Below are 19029 nucleotides of genomic sequence, written 5' to 3'. Positions count from 1 at the left end.
CCCTACTTTCCCATCTTCTTAGCAGCGTCATCCATCGAGAGCTTCTCGCTCGAAGGAATGTTCTGGAAATAGACCTCGACGCCCTTGTCAGAAATCTCCTTGAGGTCCTCGTAGTCCTTGTCCGAAAGGTAGACAGTCTTGATGACCTGCACGGTGTTGGGCTTGTTGCAGACGTTGCCCACATCGACCGAGGTGATAGGCACGCCACCCTCAACAGCCGTCTTCACGTAGTCCGCGTTCTTGAAGACCAGCATGAGCTTCCTGTCGCCAAACTGGTTCTTTGCATACTGCTTCACGAGGCCCTTGGCGGAGAAGACCTTGATCTTGAGTCCACCGGTAGACTGGGTCGACTCGTAGATCTCCTTCATGAACGCGTCCTTGGCGGTGTCATCGTCAACGACGTAGATCGTGTTGGTGCCGTTGCCCTTGGACCAGACCTGCATGACCTGGCCGTGGATGAGGCGATCGTCAATTCTTGTGAGGTTGATGGTTGCCATAATAACTACCTGCCTTTTCTTTCGCTATTTCCCGAGCAGAATTGCCCTGTCCTTGACCACAACGCCGTCACGGGCTGCCTGCGCTGCAGTGTTGACGAGCTCGTCGAGGTCCTCCGTATCATGGATGTCTTGAGCAAGCTGGACGAGCATGGGCATGTTAACACCAAGCACGACCTTGCAGTCGCTCTTGCCTAGGCAGGAGAGTGCAACGTTGCTGGGGCTGCCCCCAAACAGGTCGCAGCACACGATGGTGTCGGCGCCGTCGGCATCGTTCTTGGCAACGACCTCAAACGCCTTCTCCCTGAGGTCATCAACAGAACAACCAGGCAAAAGCCCCATTGCCGTGACGTAGTCCTGCTTGCCCATGATCATCTCGACACTCTTGACGAGCTCCTCGCCAAAGTGGCCGTGCGTGATGACGAGAACTCTTCTCTCCTTCAACGGAGGACCTCCTATAGACAGACGGTAAATGGTTTCCTAAAACCTAATCCTAGAGGACGTTCACAAGGCCGAGCACGAGAAGCACGATCGTGTAGATGATCATGGCCTTGGTGATCTTGAGGCCGTTCTTCTTGAAGTACAGGTACAGAAGGACAACGGCCAGGAGCGGCAGGAACCCAGGAAGAATTCCGTTGAGGATGGTCTGGATGGCAAAGGTCTTGCCCGACAGCTCGAACGAGATGGGCGTGGACACCTTGACGTAGCTAGCTGCCAGAATGCCCATCATGAACAGTCCGAGAACGCCCAGGCCATCGATGACGGCCTTGATCTTGGTGCCCTTCATGACCTCAAGCGCGGCACGACGGCCCATCTTGTAGCCAAGCTTCACAAAAGCGAAGCCGTAGATGAACGTTGCAACCGTGAAGCAGATCCAGGGGAGCAGAGCGCCCCATGCGCTGCCCTGCTGAGCGAGCGGCAGGAACATAGCGATGAAGATGTACTGAACGGTACCGGAGTCGATGGAGTCACCAATGCCGGCGAGCGGGCCCATGAGGCCGACCTTCGTTGCGTTGATGATCTGCGGGCTGATTGCCTCGTCTGCCCTGCCCTCGTGGAGCGCCTTGGCGCGCTCCTCCTCGAGCGAAGCGGTGATGCCGGTGATGAGGCCCTGGCCCCAGATTGCCTGGGTGTTGAAGAACACCATGTGGCGCTGGTACGCCTCGCCGAGCATGACCTTGTTCTTGTAGAGCTTCTGGAGGATCGGCATGAGGCCAAAGAGGAATGCGGGTGCAATCATACGGTCGAACGAGTGTGGAACCTCGTTTGCCCACCATCCGCGGAACCAAGCCTTGAACAGGTCGTGCTTGGTAATCTCTTCGGGTGCGTTCTCGTCACCGAGCATGAGAGCGGGGTCGGCCTCAATCATGCCCTCACTGTTGAGGTAGTCATGATAATCGTTGGAAAGCGTCTCACTCATTGTGATTGGTTCCCTTCTAGGTTGCCTTGGCTGGGGATGTCAAAGTTGTTGGTGCTAGTCCTCGTCATCCTCGTCCTCGTCCTCTTCCTTCTTGGCGGTGAAGAGGGTGTACAGGAAGGCGATGATGATGCCGAAGGCAGCCCAGGTAACAGTAGTGATGCTGGACATCGTGACGTCAAGCGACGCAGCGGTGCTCACGGCGTTGATTCCGCTCACGAACTGGTTGGCGGTAACGACCAGGAAGTAGCCCAGGAAGAAGAAGGGCAGGAGCTTCTGGTTGCCGATGACGTGCATGGTGACTGCGATACCGAGGGCAGCCAAGCCACCGCCAACGGTGTTGAGGGCATGCAGGATCGGGCCGTTGCTGATGGAGTTCATGAAGTCGGAGATGACAGGAGCGCCAAGGTAAAGAGCGATGAACATGGTGGGCACAAACAGTGCGAACGAAATCATCGTAGGAACGGCGCCAATCCAGAACGCGAGCTTGTGGCTCTCGCCCTCAGCAGCATAGACATCCATCTTCTGGATGGCGAAGGTGTTCAGGAAGAAGCGGAGCTGGTAGAGATAGCTGCCGAGCAGGCCAACGGGGACTGCGATTGCAACCGCTGCGTTGGGGTCAAGGTTACCGATGACTGCCGCAGAGACGGCGACTGCCGCAGAGATGGACGGCTCAGAGGGAAGCGGGCCACCAGGAGCAACGACGCCCATGTAGATGAGCTGGATGGCGGCAGTCGTGACCATTGCCACCTCCATGTTGCCAAGGACAAGACCAACCCACATGCCCGTCATGAGAGGAGAAAACCTCATTGTAAGAGTCGCGTAGCCAAGGGCTCGGGACTCGATTGCGGCTACGAAGACCGCAATCAACCACAAGTTTGACCAGGAGAAAAATGCTCTGCTGCTAGACAGCTAGTCGAGCTTCTCCCAGGTGTGATGGAAGGACTCGTCGTGCGGACGGTCGTCGCGATGGAACGTGTGCGCGCCAAACCAGTCGCGCTGGGCCTGGCACATGTTGGCCTCGAGCTTCTCGGAGGTATAGCCATCGAAGTACTGCAGGGAGGCGACCATCGTGGGGATATAGAGGCCGCACTCGATGGCCTTGGCAACGACGCGACGGTATGCAGGGATGGCAGCCCTGATCTCCTCGCGGAACTCGTCCGTAAGGATGAGGTTCACGACCTTCTTCCCCTCGCTGTATGCGGACTTGATGCGATCGAGGAAGCCAGCGCGGATGATGCAACCCTCACGCCACAGCAGCGCGATGTCGCCGAGCTTGAGGTCCCAGTTGTGCTCGTCGGAGGCGGCGGACAGAAGCTGGAAGCCCTGCGCGTAGGCGATGATCTTGTTGGCGTACACGGCCTGCTCGAGGTCGGCGAGGAAGGCCTGCTTGTCCTCGATGTGCGCCGCGGGCTTCTCGGAGAAGACCTTGGAGGCCTCGACGCGCTGACCCTTGATGGCAGAGAGGTTGCGGGCGAACACCGCCTCGGCCATGGTTGGGATGGGCATGTGCATCTCGAGGCCGTCAATGGCCGTCCACATGCCGGTGCCCTTCTGGGCCGCCTCGTCGAGGATGTGGTCGATGAGGTCGTCGCCGGTCTCGGGGTCCTTCTCGCGCAGAATCTTGTAGGTAATTTCGACCAGGAACGAGTTGAGACGGCCGTTGTTCCAGCTCTCGAAGACGTCTGCCATCTCGGCGTTGCTCATGCCGAGAAGCTGCTTCATGATCCAGTACGCCTCGTCGATGTTCTGGATGTCACCATACTCGATGCCATTGTGAACCATCTTCACGTACTGGCCAGAGCCCTCGGGACCAATGTAATCGCAGCAAGGCGAGCCATCAGCGGTATGGGCCGAGATGTCAGTGAGGAGCTTGGCAAGGTAGGTGTCGTAGAGGTTCTTGTCACCGCTGGGCATAATGGAGGGGCCAACGAGGGCGCCCTTCTCGCCACCGGAGACGCCCATGCCAAAGAAGTTGATGCCCTTCTCGGCATAGTAATCCATGCGACGCTTGGTGTCCTTGTAGTACGAGTTGCCAGCGTCGATAACGATGTCGCCGGACTCAAGGTAAGGGAGAAGCTCGTCGGTAACGGCATCCACGACGGGACCGGCCTTGACCATGAGGATGATCTTGCGAGGAGTCTCGAGAGAATCGCAGAACGACTTGAGGTCGTAGGAGTCGCTCACGAGCTTCATGCGGTCCTCGTGACCCTGAACGCGGTTCTCCATGAACTTCTTCGTGGCTTCGCCGTGCCTGTTGAAGACAGAAACGGAGTACCCCTTGCTGGCGATGTTCAGGGCGAGACTCTGTCCCATGACGCCCATGCCAAAGACCCCAACGTAACTACCCATATTGCTCCTCTCGTCGGCAGCACTTGCCTACGTAACGGCTACATACTATGACACTTTTCAAGTAATTTTTTTCTTTTTTCTCTAAACGGAGAAATATTTTTTGTGGACGTACTGTTGAGATTTCATTTCTTATATGTGTGGATGGCAATTTTATCTTTTGCGAAGGGGAAGTGATAAGATTGCGGCTTCTTCCACTTCTGCGGATAAATCGCCGTTGACCTGCTAATGTTTATTTAAGGTCACCTGTTGGGACAAGGACTGGAAAGACCCCCTTGGGCCACCGGCGACAAGCCCTACCCCATCGCGCTATTTCTCTGGAAACATTGGAGTGCGCCATGCCCGTCCACAACAGTTCGGTCTTGCTCAAGATCAAGGCTGCCATGCCCTCCTTCTCCTCCAAGGAGAGGGAGATTGCCGAGTACGTCATTGCCAACCCCGATGACGCCTCGCTCATGACAATCTCCGAGATGGCCTCCACCCTTGGCCTGGCGGACTCCACGGTCTTCAAGTTCACGAAGAAGCTCGGCTACCAGGGCTATCGCGATTTTAGGAACGACCTTCTCACCGATGCCTACAATCCGGAGATTTCGGTCCACGAGAACGTCTCGCGTGACGACTCGGCCATCGACATTGCGAAGAAGGTTTTTCGCTCTTCAGTCATGTCGCTCGAGGACACGGCGAAGCTCTTCGATGCAGACGATCTCGACAAGGCAGTCCAGCTTCTGCTTGATGCACGGCGCGTCTCGTTCTACGGAAGCGGCGAGTCGAATGCCGTCGCCTATGACGCTTACCAGAAGTTCCTTCGCTCCCCTATCGAAGTCCAGTTCGCCGCTGACTACCACGTCCAGCTCATGCAGGCCTCTCTTCTCGGGAAGGAAGACTGCATCTTTGCCATCACCCACACGGGCCTCTCAGAGGGAATCATCAACATCGCGCGCATCGCGAAGGACGCAGGCGCAAAGGTGATTGCCGTAGCAAGCTACCCCTCTAAGTACCTGGAGCAATACGCGGACGTCATCCTGCTCTCGGCATCTGAGGAGACGGGGTACCGCTCGGAGTCGCTCTCGAGCAGGATCGCCCAGCTTGCCCTCATCGATTCGCTCTACACGACCGTCATGTTCCGCAAGCCTGGCGTTCCGGAATCCCTGCACGCCATTAGGTCTGCCATCAGCCTCACCAAGTTGGACAACCCCGAGAATTACATGTCCCAGCTGTAGGACAGTGCCCAGTAGGCGCCCAGTAGGGCGGTTCCTGCGCGCGGATAGGCGCATGCGCGCGGGGCTGCACGAACAGACGCCCGCACTAAGACGCGACCCCGGCTGCCTCTCCCCCAAGGCAGCCGGGGTCGTTTTCCCTTCGCTCCGCGGGCTTCCCCACAGACGCGGAATAGGTGTATGAGAAGTGCCTATGCCATCTCGTGAACCGCGTCGTGCAGGCGCTTGCGGTCCGCCGGGTCGGTGCTCGTGAAGTGACGAGAGTTCGCGATGTACTCCTCGAGCTTGTCCATGTTCTCCTCGGTCGGCTCGATGCCAAGGTCGGAGAGGGTCAGCGGCATATCCATGCTGCGCATGAACTCGCGCAGCTCGGCCTCCTTGTCCTCCTGGCCGTTGAAGTAGAGCTGGCAGAAGAGGCCAACTCCCACGATCTCGCCGTGGATTGCGTCAGCCGCCTCCTTGGTGAAGATGGTGCGAACGCCATCGTAGATGACGTGAGCAAGCTCAGACTGCTTGAAGCTCTTGGTGGTGTTGGCGATGACGCCCGTCACCGGCACGTTCATGAACGCGACGTCGTAGAGCGTCTTTGTTGCCTTGTGCTGCCTGTTGTCCTCGATTGCCTTGAGGGCATTCTGCTCCAGCACCGAGTACGTGTAGCACGCAATGCTATAGGCCGAGAATATGTCGATGGGCGTGTCCTCCTCCTTGAGGGCGGGCTGGCCGTTGAGCATCTCGATGCGCTTGGCCATGGCGTCAACGATGCCTGCCGCGTTGTAGCGGATGGGGCAGTTCGCAATCACGTCCATGTCCATGAGGCAGGCATCGATCTCGTGGTCGAACCTCCAGCTGAGCTTCTTGCCACCCTCCGGCGTGTACATGACGCTCATGCACGTGAACGGGGCGCACGTGGATGCCGAGGTGGGGACGTTGACAGTCCCGAGCTTTGCCACCTCGCCAACCGCCTTTGCGAGGTCCATGATCTTGCCGCCGCCAATGCCAACGATCTCCTGCGCGCCGTAGGCGTGGGCCTTGTCGGCAAGCTCCTTTGCCGCCTCAAAGGAGCACCATCCGCCAAAAACCTCCAGCTGGAAGTCAATGCCGGACTCGTTCATGCTTGCGGTGAACTTGTCCTTCACGGCATCCCATGCACGCGGACCGGCAACGACAAGGACCCTGCGGCCAAAGCGGCGAATTTCCTCGCCAATGTGGTCGAGAAGGCCGCTCTCCTGCCGATACCTTCCTGCACCAAACTTGATTGCGCTGTCGAGCTTAGTTGTGCTGCTTGCCATGGAATCTGCTCCTCTCGTCAGCCGTCTGAGCGACAGCCACGTTGCCTGCATGCCGCACCTGGTGCCTACATGCCCCTGATCTCGCGAACCATCTTTGCTGCCTCGGCGGACTTGCGCTCCACCTCGGTGAAGTCACCGTCGCTGAAGAGGGCGGGCTTCACCATCCACGTGCCACCAGCAGCGATAATCGCCTTGTCGCTGAGATAATCGCGGAGGTTATCGGCGTTGACGCCACCGGTAGGCATGAAGCGGTGCCCAACAAACACCGAAGCCAGTGCGTCGATGGCCTTGATGCCACCGTAAATGCCTGCAGGGAAGAACTTGGTGACCTCGATGCCCCGGTTGACCAGGGTCGTGAGCTCGGTCGGCGTCACACCGGCGGGAATCACGTCAATCTTGTTAGCGAGGCACCAATCGACAACCTCGAGGTCAAAACCGGGGCTCACGATGAACTTCGCGCCAGCATCCACCGCACGCTTTGCCTGGTCGAGGTTGAGTACGGTTCCCGCACCAACGAGGACGTCGGGGCACTTGGTTGCCATGGCGTGAATGCAATCGGCCGCCGCGGAGGTCCTGAACGTCACCTCGGCTGCAGGCAGGCCGCCCTTAGTAAGCGCGTTTCCCATGGGAACTGCATCCTCGAGCTTCTCGAGAACGACAACCGGCATGACGCCGATCTTCTCGACATTCTCATAGAAGCCATCCTGCTTCATATAATCTGTCATGAGTGTCTCCTTGGCCCGCTCCGTCCGTTACGTGAACCATTATAGAAAAGTTTTTTCTTTTTTTCCTCAACAATTTGGAAAATTTTCTTTGTTTTTCCCTGTTGTTGCCACGGCTGCGCCCGCCTTCATTTCCCCTCGATAGCCGCACGCCCCTTTTACTCGCGAATCTCTGTGACTCTTGCGAGCGTACGGTGCGGTTGGAGGCGCCAAATGCCCCCAGACGCCCCTCTGTCCCCCAACCTTCCCTTCCTTGAAATTGCGTGGAAACAAGCTCTTCCCGCTTTGGGAAACAAAGCCACGGTACAGTGGTGTGCGTACAAGGGTACAGGGCGGGCAGCAACCCTCGCGCGGTACCTCCGGGAAAGTTCAGGGACAGGAGAAGAGGCAGTATGGCCACAGACAAGGTCTCAGAGGAATACGGGAGCCTGCTGTTCACCGACAAGGACATGCAGGAGCGCCTCCCCAAGCCGACCTACAAGAAGCTCATGCAGGTCATCAAGGAGGGCGCGCCTCTCGACATCGACATCGCCAACGAGGTCGCCCACGCCATGAAGGAATGGGCACTCGAGAAGGGCGCCACGCACTACACCCACTGGTTCCAGCCGCTGACGGGCATCACGTCCGAGAAGCACGACAGCTTCATCTCCCCCAAGGGCGACGGCTCCGTGCTCATGACCTTCTCCGGCAAGGAGCTAGTCCAGGGCGAGCCCGACGCCTCGAGCTTCCCCTCCGGCGGCCTGCGCGCCACCTTCGAGGCCCGTGGCTACACCGTGTGGGATCCCACCAGCCCCGCCTTCATCAAGGACGAGGTCCTCTGCATCCCCACCGCCTTCATCAGCTACACCGGCGAGGCGCTCGACAAGAAGACCCCGCTGCTCCGCTCCGAGGTCGCCCTCGAGAAGCAGGCCAAGCGCCTGCTGGCGCTCTTTGGCCAGAAGCCGCACCGCGTCTACACCACCATCGGCCCGGAGCAGGAGTACTTCCTCATCAAGGAGGAGGACTACCAGGCCCGCCCCGACCTCATCCTCACCGGCCGCACCCTCTTTGGCTGCGAGCCCGCAAAGGGCCAGGAGCTCGAGGAACACTACTTCGGCGCCATTCGCCCCACGGTCAACGAGTTCATGAAGGAGCTCGATGACGAGCTCTGGAAGCTCGGCATCCCTGCCAAGACCAAGCACAATGAGGTCGCGCCGAGCCAGCACGAACTTGCCCCCATCTTCGAGAAGGGCTCACTCGCGATTGACGACAACCTCCTCACCATGGAAAAGATGAAGCTCATCGCTTCTCACCATGGCCTGGTGTGCCTGCAGCACGAGAAGCCCTTCGACTATGTAAACGGCTCCGGCAAGCACAACAACTGGTCGCTTTGCGCTGACAACAAGAACCTCCTCGAGCCGGGCGACGACCCGCAGGACAACCTGCAGTTCCTGGTCTTTCTCGCCTGCCTGGTTGCTGCCGTCGACGACCACGCCGACCTGCTGCGCATGTCCGTGGCCTCTGCCGGTAACGACCACCGCCTTGGCGCCAACGAGGCGCCTCCGGCGATCATCTCCGTCTTCCTGGGCGACGCCCTCACGCCTATCGTCGAGGCACTCGTGAAGAAGGAGCAGCCCGAGGCCCACGATCGCGAGTCCATTGACCTGGGCGTCCCGCAGCTGCCCGAGGTCCTGCGCGACAACACAGACCGCAACCGCACCTCCCCGTTCGCCTTCACCGGCAACAAGTTCGAGTTCCGTATGTGCGGCAGCCAGCAGAACCTCTCCGATCCCAACGTCATCCTCAACACCGCAGTCGCCGAGCAGTGCGAGCGCTTCGTGGACTACGTTGCCGACCGTGCCGACGAGGACTTCACTACCGTCGCCATGCGCTTCGTGCGCCACACCTTCCGTGACCACCAGCGCATCCTCTTCGATGGCAACGGCTACTCCGAGGAGTGGGAGGCCGAGGCAGCACGCCGTGGCCTGCCTAACCTCAAGACCACGCCGGATGCTCTCCCCGCGCTGATCAAGCCCGAGAACATCAAGTTCTTCGAGAAGTACGGCGTCCTCAGCGAGTCCGAGGTCCACGCTCGTTACGTGGCCAAGGCCGAGCAGTACGCAAAGCTGCTCAACATCGAGGCCAACACCATGGTCTACATGACGCGCCACATGTACCTGCCCGCCCTCTTCGACTACTCCGGCGACATCGCCACGAGCGTCGCGACTAAGGCTGAGCTGGGCATCGACGCCAAGGCCGAGAAGAAGATGGTAAGCGTCCTCACCGACGGCATCAACGCCATCTCTGACGCCGTGGATGACCTTGAGGCCAAGAACGCCCAGGCCAAGGGCCTTGAGGATCCGCAGGCAGCCGATGACTGCTACCGCGACGTCGTCATCCCCGCAATGACCGCGCTGCGCACCGCTGTCGATGACATGGAGAAGGTCTGCGGCCACGACTACTGGCCTGTTCCGAGCTACAACAAGATGCTGTTCTACGTGTAAGCGCAGGACGAAAGCGAGCGATTGGAGCCCCGCCGCAACCAACCTTGCGGCGGGGCTCTTCTTTGGCCGCGGCAACCGCTTTGACGTCACTCCGAATGCATCTAGGGGACTTCCCTGCCCAAAATTTGCGGTTGCCGGTCAAAATTTAGGGTCCCGCTTAGTATCACCTCACGAGTACCATTTCCCTACCTGCGGTTCCGCAAAAGGTTAGAGGCTTCGTACTTGGCAATTCATCTAAAAAGGGCCGGCATCCGCAATTTTTGGGCAACGGGGCTCTCAACATCGCGGAGTCAGGCCGGCGAGAATAAGAGTTAAGGCCCAAGTCACGCGCAACTCAACAACTGGCGACTGCCGCTCCTAAGTGTCTCTATGCCAGTCGAGTTTCCCTACGCGCGGTGCTCGCTCGGCATGCGCACGCCATCCACAATGCGCACGATGCCACAGTAGACCAGCGCAATGCCGCAGATGACCACGGTCGTATCAGCAAAGAGACCAGGCGAGAACAGCACCAGCACACCCAGCACGATGGCGAGAATGGCACCCACCTTGGCGGTTCCAGCCCTCGGCAGGCCAAGCGCCTGCAAGGCGTTTGCGCCGTACAGGGAGTTGAGGCCGGAGACCAGGATGAAGATGCCCAGCAGGATGAAGATCCACGTCACAAAGAAGCCTGGGATGTTCACCAGAAGGATGCCAAAGAGCAGCTCGACGATGCCGGCGTAGAGGTCGGCAGTCGAGAGGATCACGCTCCAGCGCGTGAGCGCGCTCGCCAGAGAAACAATGCCCATGACAACCAGCACCCATCCAAGCATGACGGTGATCGTAAGCATGGCGGATTGCGGGTTGGTGAAGAGAATGATGCCCATAGCCGCCAGCGCAACGCCAGAGACGATGGTTCCCAACTTAGTGCTTGCAAACTTCTGGTCCATGGTATGCCTCCAGACGCGCTAACAAACTGACACACTCTGCTCATACCCATCGATTCTACCCGCCAATACCAAGAACGGGCGCCTCCCCCGCCCATGGCGCAGGAAGACGCCCGTCGAATGAGACAAAGGGAAACTCCCTTTGTCTCACAGTGCGTGAACGTCACCTTTTGTGAAGCTCACAAAGGCATCGTCGCCCACCTCGTAGATCTTGTGGGTCTTGGGGTTGAAGTCCTGAATCTTGACAAGGGTGTTGCCTACCATGACCTGATAGTTCTGGTAGCTACCCATGAAGCGCGAGAGTGTGACCTTGCAGTGGAGGACGCCCTCGTCAGCGAGGGTGGCCGCCTCGGGACGCAGCACCAGGGTGATGTCATCGCCCACGCTGTGGGCGGAAACGCCGTCAACCTCAACGCTGTGCCCCTCGATGGTCGCGACGCCCGTGTCACCCTCCTTCTCGGCAAGCTTGCCACGCAGGAAGTTGGACTCGCCGATGAAGTCGGCCACAAACTCGTCGACGGGACGATAGTAGACGGCGTGCGGGTCGCCAACCTGGTCGATGACGCCACGCTTCATGACGATGATCCTGTCGGCGATTGCCATGGCCTCGGACTGGTCGTGCGTCACGTAGACTGCGGTGATGCCCGCCTCCTGCTGGATGCGACGCACCTCGGTGCGCATCTCCACGCGCAGCTTGGCGTCCAGGTTGGAGAGGGGCTCGTCGAAGAGCAGGACCGAGGGCTCGATGACCAGGGCACGCGCCAGGGCAACGCGCTGCTGCTGGCCACCCGAGAGCTGGTTGGTCATGCGATCCTCCATGCCCTCCAAGCCAACCATGCCCAGGATTCGCGTGACCTTGTCGCGAATCTCGTCGGCGGGGAGCTTGCGGATCTTGAGGCCGTACGCCACGTTATCAAAGATGTTGTAGTGCGGGAGCAGAGCGTAGCTCTGGAAGACCATGGCCGTGTCGCGCTTGTTGGGGGTAAGGTCGTTGATGGGCTCGCCGCCCAGGTAGATCTGTCCCTCGTCCGGGCTTTCGAAGCCGGCGATCATGCGCAGGATGGTGGTCTTTCCGCAGCCAGAGGGGCCAAGCAGCGTCACGAACTCACCGGGCGCTATCTCCAGGTTGGCATCGTGGACGGCGTAGAAGTCCTTCTTTGTCTTGGGGTCCTGATAGATCTTGGAGATGTGCTCAAGGCGCACACCCTTCTTCTCCTTGGCCATGGGTTACTCCCCCTCGCTCTGAGCGTTGATCTTTGCGCTGGTGCCAAAGTGCTTGATGAAGACATTCATGAGCACGACGGCCGCGTACGTGATGATGATGAGAATCGTGGCAAAGGCGCAGGCAATGCCATAGGCGCCCTTCTCGGCGTACTCGTTGATCTGCACGGTGATCATGAGCGTCTGCGGCGTGACCAGCAGGATGACCGCCGAGATTGCCGTGATGGAGCGCACAAAGGCGGTGACGAGGCCAGAGAGGAACGAGTCCTTGATAAGCGGCAGCGTCACAGTCATGAAGACCTGGAAGCTGTTGGCGCCCATGTCGTAGGCGGATTCCTCGATGGACTTGTCGATCTGGCGCAGCGCCGAGATGCCCGAGCGCGTACCGGTTGGCAGCGACCTCACGATGAACACGATGACGAGAATGGCCGCCGTTCCGTAGAGCCCCTGCATAAACCCGGAGTGGAAGACGCCGCTCGAGAAGCCGCGGATGAAGCCGACGCCCAGGACGGTGCCGGGCACGGCCATGGCGAGCATGGAGACAAACTCGATGAAGCCGCGGCCGGGGAAGCGCCGCTTCACCACGAGGTAGGCGATGACCATCGATAGCAGGGCCGTAAGCGGTGCCGCAATGAGCGACAGGCCAAACGAGTCGGCAAAGGCCTCGAAGCCGTGGTGGAGGGTAAAGACCTGGATGAACCACTTGGGCGTGAGCGAGTAGTCATAGCCCCACGTCTTGAACAGCGCGCCAAACGGCACGCACACATAGAGCGCCACGACAAAGACGGCAACGGCACCGCACAGGACCGAGAGCGGGATGCGGACAGAGTTGTCGGTGATGAGCATGCGACCGCGCGCGGCCTTGCCCGTGAGTGTTGCCGTGCTCTTACGCTCGAGCACGTACTTCTGGACGATGAACATAATGAGCGTGATACCGAGAAGCACGCACGACATGGCAGAGGCGCCCTGCTTGTCGTAGGCGCCCGTAATCTGCAGGTAGATGGACGTGGCAAGCGTGTCGTAGGAGCCACCGATGATCATGGGGTTCGCAAAATCGGCGATGGACTCCATGAAGGAGACGAGAAACGCGTTGCCCATGCCCGGCAGGATGAGCGGCAGTGTGACGCTGGTGAAGACCTTCCAGCGAGAGGCGCCCATGTCGCGCGCAGCCTCCTCAAGGGAAGGGTCGATGTTTCTCAGCAGTCCCCTGAACATCATGTAGCACACGGGGAAGAACGTGAGCGTCTGCACGAGGGCGATGCCCCAGAAGCCGTAGACGTTGTTGTCATAGATTCCCAGGAGCGTGCGGGTGATGAGGCCCGCCTTGCCAAAGAGCAGGATCACCGAAAGCGACAGTACAAACGGCGGAGAGACCACGGGGAGCATGGAGACGAGCTTGAAGAGCCCGCTCATGAAGCGTGACTTGAGGTTGACGTATACCTCGACGTAGGCAAAGAGCAGGCCGATGAGCGTGGCCACTATGCCTACGAAGAGCCCCAGGACCAGCGTGTTGCTGATGGCCGTCTCGAAGGACGGCATCGCCAGCACGCGCTGGAACACGGAAAGCGTGGGGCCGCTCTCCCCTACCACGGCATCGACGAGCAGGATTGCCAGCGGATATAGGATGAATAGGGTCAAGAACACGATCAGGACGATGATCGTGGTGACCAGTATTGGATCTGCCAGCAACTTCTTCTGGTCCAGCCGAGCACTCTGACCTCGTGCCATGGCATCTCTCCTCTCGCTTGACGCACTCCGCCCCGAGGCATGCGACGCCCCGGGGCGGAAGGCAGGGTGCTACTCGGTCTGGAAGCGGTCGTCGCCGCCACCGAGGGCGTTCATGATGTCAGAGACGTACTGCTCGGTGTTCTCCTTGGCGTCCTCGAAGTCGTAGTCCATGACGTTGTTGGGATCGAGGCCGTACTCCTCGACAACCGCCGGCTGCTTTGCGTCATCGATGACCAGGAACTGGTAGGCGCCAACCTCCTGGGCACGCTCAACGCACTGCGGCGAGAGAGCGTACTCGATCCAGAGCTTGGCGGCGTTCTCGTGCTTGCAGCCCTTGAAGATGGCCGTGGCGCCAACCTCGTAGGAGGCACCGGAGGACGGGATCACAAGGCCGATGTTCTGGTAGCCGTTGTCGACAATCTGGTAGATGGCGTCGTGCAGGAAGCCGATGCCGATGGTGCACTCGCCGGTGCCCACGTTCTTGGACGGGCCAGAGCCACTCTTGGTGTAGACCTGCACGTTCTTGTCCAGGTCTACCAGGTACTTGATGCCGTCGTCGTGGCCGTACTTCTGGATGACGGTGTTGAGGATGAGCTTAGCCGTGCCGGCCGTGTTGTAGTTGGACATCCAGATGAGGTCCTTGTACTTCTCGTCGAGAAGATCGGGCCAGTCCTGCGGGACATCGAGGCCCTTGCGCTCGAGCTCGTCCTTGTTGTAGAAGAAGCCGAGGATGCCCTTGTAGATGCCGTACCAGTTGCCATCGGCGTCACGGAACTTGTCCGAGATGAGGTGCGAGGCGTTCTTTGCCTCGTAGGGCTCGAGGATGCCCTTGGTCACGGCAACGTTGTAGGGATCGGTGGTTCCGCCAAACCAGACGTCCGCGGAGGGGTTGCCGTTCTCCTCTTCCACCTTTGACTCGACCTCGCCCGTGGAGAGGCGCTGATAGGAGGTCTCAATGCCAAAGAGCTCCTGGAAGTGCTGGGCGCAGGCGGCCACGTGCTGCTCCTCGCAGGAACCGTAGACCACGAGCTTACCGTCCTTCTTGGCGGCCTCGATCACGTCGTCGCTCGCGATGCGGGACAGGTCGTCCGAGCCGGAGCTCGAGCTGGTGTCGGTGCCGCTGGAGCTGGAGCCCGACGTGTCTGATCCACCGCACGCGGCAAGGCCAAGGCCTGCTGCTGCGACAGCAGTCGTGCCAAGAAACTCCCTACGAGATACGTTCTTCATGAGACACCCCAATCCGACGGGCCTTCCTGAGGCCCGCTACGTTGCGCCGTGGCATGCCGCGGCTCTCCCTATGCCCCCAAGGCCACGTAGCCTTGGTTCTTTTATCAAGCTTTACACTTCTCGTTTATTTTTCTTACAGAATTCGATTACCGAGGGAGAGGGTCCCCCTAAGCGGCATACCGAGGCCGTGAGCGGGGCTTGGTTGTTCTCGCATGGGGAGACGGCGCCGGGCTTATGCCAGCAGCGCCTTGATGCCAATGCCGATAAGCACGCAGCCGCCAAGGATCTCGGCGCGGTCGCCGAGGATCGTGCCCAGCTTGCGCCCAAGCGCCAGCGCGATGACGCAGCAGATGGCAGTGGTAAGGCCGATGGTGCACACCGAGAAGACCAGGTCAACGGCCTGCGCGCGCAGCGAAACGCCAACCGCAAAGGCGTCGATGGCGGTGGCGATGGCCTGGACGAAGAGGATCCAGAGGGTAAGCCTCCCCTTCGTGGGCGCGGGCTCGCAGTTACGGCACGCGCGAATGGACGAGACGCCCTCGCGCACCATGTTGCCGCCGATGATGCCCAGAATGACCAGGGTTACGATGCCCGCATAGCTCTCGATGAAGTCCGCCGCGACACCGCCCAGATAGTAGCCAGCAACGGGCATGAGTGCCTGGAAGACACCAAAGAAGACCGGCATGAGCGCGAGCCTGGAGATGCGCTCGTTCCTGTAGGCAAAGGTGTTCGAGATAGTGACCGAGAATGCGTCCGCTGAGAGGGCGAGGCCGAGTACGACAATCTCCAGCAGGCTCAATCTGACTCCCTGAAGGCAGACGACAATCAAGCTCTTAATGCTACCCAAGCAATCGCAACGTAAGGTAATGGCTGTACCGCTCCCCAAAACGCACGAGTTAGATTATCCTAAAGGCTTGATTTGCATCCGTTGCTGGCCGTGGGCGCGGCCTGCATGGCGTACCCAAGGAGCGCGAGCATGCCCTCTCTGATAACGCATCACATCTTTGGTGAGGACGCGGCACAGCGTCTTCCCGAGGGCCTTGTCGACGGCGAGGAGGAACTTCTCGCCTTCCTTCTGGGCAACGAGGGCCCGGATCCCTTCTTCGTGCGCTTCCGTACCATCCCGGCACGCGTTGCCGCATGCCGTCACCTCGCGCACGACATGCACGCCAGTCACGTCACCGATGCGTTTGGCGACATTCGCTCCTCGGTGGGACACCTGCCCCTCGAGGACGAGCGGATTGGCAGGGCGTTTGCGCTGGGGCTTCTCGGCCATTACGTGCTGGACCGCACAGCACACCCCATGATCTACGCGCAGCAGTACGCGCTGCTGGAGCAGCCCGGCCTCTCCGACGCCTCGCACGAGATTCACGCAATCATCGAGAGCGACATAGACTCCTGGATTCTCTGGGAGAAGCGCCACGTGACGGTGCTCGAGCACCACCCAGCCTCTGATCTCATGCGCACGGGGCGCATCGACCGCGTTGGCGGGACGATCTTCTCGCAGGTGGCGCTTGCCGTCTTTGGCCTCAACGTTGGACCCGAGGAGTACGGTGCAGCAGTGAGCGACTACCAATGGGTGTACCGCCGGATCGAGCCGGCGGACTCGCCAAAGACGCGCCTCATTGGGGCGGTTGAGCGCCTGGCGCGGCCGCACTCCATGGCGGAGGCGTTTGCCCACCGCGTAACCGAGTCGGACGAGTGTGCATCGGCGAACCTCGAGCGCCGCGAGTGGGCCAACCCCTTTACGGGCGAGAAGCGCCACGCGAGCTTTGCCGATCTGTTCGAGGAGGCTCTTGTGACGTACCCGCAGCTGGCCGAGGCGTTCGTGCGCGGGGACAAGCAGCGCTTCGAAGCCATTGTGGGCGGCCTCAACTACGACGGTCGCCCGGCGTAGGGACGGCCACGTCCACGTGAGACCATCCCCCCCACATTCTTTATCGGTTTCTGAGAATCTTCTCGACGTTTCCGCAGGTAGATTTTGGCGAGATTCTCAGACTCCGATAAAGAACGGGAGGGGGAGACGGAGGCGGGACTACAGACTCGCTCGGAAGATCTGCGCAACCTCGCCGGTCGTGAGCTTGTGGTAGCCGCCATCCAGAATGATGGTTGCCTTCACGGCAGCGGGGATGAGTTCCTCGGTGAGGCCCAGCTCGCTCGAGTGGCGCACCACGCCAATCTCGTCCATCCAGGCACTCAGAGCCTCAAGGCCAGCCTCGGCAAGCTGCTGGGTTGTGCGGCCCTCAGCGGGCACGTCAAATACGCTGGTAGCAAAGCGCGCGAACTTCTCGACGCCATAGGGCATGACAAGGCGATAGTAGGGCAGCGCCACGGCGGAGAGGGTCATACCGTGCGTGGCGTCAGTCACCGCACCGATGGCCTGGCCCAGCATGTGAACCTCCCAGTCGGTTGACTTGCCACAGGCGATGAGCGTGTTGAGCGCCCAGGTGCACGCCCAGCTGATGTTGGAGCGCGCCTCGTAGTTGGTGGGGTCCTTCACCGCGATGCGGCTGGCGTGCACGAGGCTGCGCATGAGGCCCTCGGCCATGTAGTCGGAGGTGTTGTCATCAGTGCCGGAGAAGTACTGCTCCTGGATGTGGTTGAAGGCATCGAAGATGCCGGCCTTCATCTGGTAGCCGGGCACGGTAAAGGTGAGTTCGGGATTCACGATGGCAAACTTGGGCATCACCTCGGGGCCAAAGACGTGGCCGATCTTGAGGCCCTGCTCGTGGTTGGTGATGACGGAGCCAGCGTTCGTCTCCGAGCCGGTGCCGCTCATGGTGAGCACGTCGCCCACGGGGATGACCTTGCCGGTGGGCTGCTCCATGTGCAGGTAGAGGTGCTCCCAGGGGTCGCCCTCGGTCCAGGCGGAGACCGAGACGCCCTTGGCGTAGTCGATGGTGGAGCCGCCGCCCACGGCCAGGATAAGATCGACGTCGTTCTCACGAGCGACGCGGGCGCCCTCGCGAAGCTTGTCGGCGGTGGGGTTGGACATGACGCCGGGCACCTCGACCACGGTCTTGCCGGCGGCAGCGAGCGCTGAGATCACCTTGTCGTACAGGCCGTTGCGCTTGATGGAGCCACCACCGTAGGTGAGCAACACCTTGGGGCCAAACTTGGCCAGCTCGCCGGGCAGGTCGTCCAGGGCGTTGGGGCCAAAGTGCACGCGGCAGGGGTTCTCGTACGTAAAGTTTCCGAGCATGATGGTTCCTCTCGTCTTTTTGATATGGCTGGTATGGCATTTGTGGCGGGTAGGCCTAGAGCCCAAGGCCCCGAATCCAGGCCTCGAGCTCGCTGGTAGAGGGCCTGTCGTTCATCATGCGGCCATCGAGCACGCGTGCCTGGGGGACAATGTCGCGCACACGGCTGGCTGCGCGGTGGATTCCGCTGCTCCCGCTTGTCGCAAAGGGGACCACGGCCTTCCCTCCAAGGTCGCAGGCCTCCAGAAACGTGTCGACAATGCGGGGTTCCACGTACCACCAGATGGGAAAGCCCACAAAGACCACGTCGTACGGGGAGAGGTCCGGTGCGGCCTGGGCCAGTGCAGGGCGGGCGGAGTCATTGCCCATCTCGACAGACGACCTGCTCGAGGAGTTGTTCCAGTTGAGGTCCCGGCTGGAATAGGGCTGTGCAGGCGTAATGCGGTAAAGGTCTGCCCTCGCAGCCTTGGTAAGGGCATTTGCCGCCCCCTCCGTTGTGCCGGTGGCGCTGAAGTACGCAACTAGTGACTAGTTCATCGGGCATGTCCTTTCTTGTGCACAAGGGGCTCATGGGGCGGAAGCGCCCTTGCGTGCCATTCTGTGACCTGAAGTTAGGTTTAGGTCAAGCGGCATGCCGGTCCATCTTGGAAATTGTCAGCCGCGGAAAGGCGGCCCCGGCGCCAAACGACCCCGAAGCGTGGATTTGGAACGTACTTGCTGCGGCAACGTACCCCCGGCTCGCAACGACGCCCGAGCGAG

Annotated in this window: 16 protein-coding genes and 1 pseudogene; 3 read left to right on the top strand and 14 right to left on the bottom strand. The window is 60.2% G+C overall.

The window, feature by feature from the left end:
• Nucleotides 1-2: 2 nt before the first annotated feature.
• From AUL39_RS04270 to gndA, 5 genes are read right to left on the bottom strand one after another with little or no spacing between them, the layout of a single operon-like run.
• Nucleotides 3-497, bottom strand: coding sequence for a PTS system mannose/fructose/N-acetylgalactosamine-transporter subunit IIB (locus tag AUL39_RS04270; RefSeq protein WP_059053912.1), 495 nt, complete (start codon nucleotides 495-497; stop codon nucleotides 3-5).
• Nucleotides 498-521: 24 nt separating this feature from the next.
• Nucleotides 522-938 carry a PTS sugar transporter subunit IIA gene (locus AUL39_RS04265; protein ID WP_059053910.1) on the bottom strand — a complete coding sequence of 139 codons (417 nt, stop codon included), beginning with the start codon at nucleotides 936-938 and terminating at the stop codon, nucleotides 522-524.
• 49 nt (nucleotides 939-987) lie between these two features.
• Entirely contained in the window at nucleotides 988-1914 is a 927-nt protein-coding gene (locus tag AUL39_RS04260) for a PTS system mannose/fructose/sorbose family transporter subunit IID (RefSeq protein WP_082667223.1), read from the bottom strand.
• A gap of 54 nt (nucleotides 1915-1968) precedes the next feature.
• Entirely contained in the window at nucleotides 1969-2781 is an 813-nt protein-coding gene (locus AUL39_RS04255; protein ID WP_268873218.1) for a PTS sugar transporter subunit IIC, read from the bottom strand.
• A gap of 42 nt (nucleotides 2782-2823) precedes the next feature.
• Complete coding sequence (gene gndA / locus AUL39_RS04250) at nucleotides 2824-4263, bottom strand: NADP-dependent phosphogluconate dehydrogenase (RefSeq protein ID WP_059053905.1); 1440 nt, start codon at nucleotides 4261-4263, stop codon at nucleotides 2824-2826.
• A gap of 335 nt (nucleotides 4264-4598) precedes the next feature.
• On the opposite strand from gndA, the gene AUL39_RS04245 reads away from it, so the two are divergent.
• Nucleotides 4599-5480, top strand: a complete 882-nt coding sequence (locus AUL39_RS04245; RefSeq protein WP_059053902.1) for a MurR/RpiR family transcriptional regulator — start codon at nucleotides 4599-4601, stop codon at nucleotides 5478-5480.
• A gap of 188 nt (nucleotides 5481-5668) precedes the next feature.
• Here the strand turns inward: AUL39_RS04245 and AUL39_RS04240 are convergent, their stop codons facing one another.
• A complete protein-coding gene (locus AUL39_RS04240) occupies nucleotides 5669-6766 on the bottom strand; it encodes an iron-containing alcohol dehydrogenase family protein (protein ID WP_059053901.1) in 1098 nt (365 codons plus the stop codon).
• A 65-nt stretch (nucleotides 6767-6831) separates the two neighbouring features.
• The gene (locus tag AUL39_RS04235) at nucleotides 6832-7491 is read right to left on the bottom strand and encodes a bifunctional 4-hydroxy-2-oxoglutarate aldolase/2-dehydro-3-deoxy-phosphogluconate aldolase (protein ID WP_082667221.1); all 660 of its coding nucleotides are present in this window, start codon (nucleotides 7489-7491) and stop codon (nucleotides 6832-6834) included.
• Nucleotides 7492-7880: 389 nt separating this feature from the next.
• Here AUL39_RS04235 and AUL39_RS04230 point away from each other — a divergent pair, with 389 nt between their 5' ends.
• On the top strand, nucleotides 7881-9971 hold the full coding sequence (locus AUL39_RS04230; RefSeq protein WP_059053899.1) for a glutamine synthetase III family protein: 2091 nt from the start codon (nucleotides 7881-7883) through the stop codon (nucleotides 9969-9971).
• Between the two features lie 386 nt (nucleotides 9972-10357).
• Here the strand turns inward: AUL39_RS04230 and AUL39_RS04225 are convergent, their stop codons facing one another.
• From AUL39_RS04225 to AUL39_RS04205, 5 genes are all read right to left on the bottom strand, one after another.
• Nucleotides 10358-10897, bottom strand: coding sequence for an HdeD family acid-resistance protein (locus AUL39_RS04225; RefSeq protein ID WP_059053897.1), 540 nt, complete (start codon nucleotides 10895-10897; stop codon nucleotides 10358-10360).
• Between the two features lie 144 nt (nucleotides 10898-11041).
• Nucleotides 11042-12118: an ABC transporter ATP-binding protein gene (locus AUL39_RS04220; protein WP_032110949.1), complete on the bottom strand. Its 1077-nt coding sequence runs from the start codon at nucleotides 12116-12118 to the stop codon at nucleotides 11042-11044.
• Nucleotides 12119-12121: 3 nt separating this feature from the next.
• A complete protein-coding gene (locus AUL39_RS04215) occupies nucleotides 12122-13843 on the bottom strand; it encodes an ABC transporter permease (RefSeq protein ID WP_059053894.1) in 1722 nt (573 codons plus the stop codon).
• A gap of 69 nt (nucleotides 13844-13912) precedes the next feature.
• Nucleotides 13913-15070, bottom strand: coding sequence for an ABC transporter substrate-binding protein (locus tag AUL39_RS04210; RefSeq protein ID WP_059053891.1), 1158 nt, complete (start codon nucleotides 15068-15070; stop codon nucleotides 13913-13915).
• A gap of 232 nt (nucleotides 15071-15302) precedes the next feature.
• A complete protein-coding gene (locus tag AUL39_RS04205; protein ID WP_059053888.1) occupies nucleotides 15303-15869 on the bottom strand; it encodes a manganese efflux pump MntP in 567 nt (188 codons plus the stop codon).
• 177 nt (nucleotides 15870-16046) lie between these two features.
• Between AUL39_RS04205 and AUL39_RS04200 the strand changes: the two genes are divergently transcribed.
• Nucleotides 16047-16967: a zinc dependent phospholipase C family protein gene (locus tag AUL39_RS04200; RefSeq protein WP_059053886.1), complete on the top strand. Its 921-nt coding sequence runs from the start codon at nucleotides 16047-16049 to the stop codon at nucleotides 16965-16967.
• A gap of 138 nt (nucleotides 16968-17105) precedes the next feature.
• On the opposite strand, the gene AUL39_RS04195 is transcribed toward AUL39_RS04200, so the two are convergent.
• Both AUL39_RS04195 and AUL39_RS04190 read right to left on the bottom strand, forming a co-directional pair.
• The gene (locus tag AUL39_RS04195) at nucleotides 17106-18272 is read right to left on the bottom strand and encodes an iron-containing alcohol dehydrogenase (RefSeq protein WP_059053884.1); all 1167 of its coding nucleotides are present in this window, start codon (nucleotides 18270-18272) and stop codon (nucleotides 17106-17108) included.
• A 55-nt stretch (nucleotides 18273-18327) separates the two neighbouring features.
• Nucleotides 18328-18783 (bottom strand): annotated as a pseudogene (locus AUL39_RS04190) (flavodoxin); the annotation flags it as partial.
• Nucleotides 18784-19029: the final 246 nt, after the last annotated feature.

Origin of the sequence: Tractidigestivibacter scatoligenes, from assembly GCF_001494635.1 — a bacterium.
In the GTDB taxonomy this organism is placed as follows: Bacteria; Actinomycetota; Coriobacteriia; order Coriobacteriales; family Atopobiaceae; genus Tractidigestivibacter; species Tractidigestivibacter scatoligenes.
This window is presented reverse-complemented; position numbering and strand designations above follow the sequence as displayed.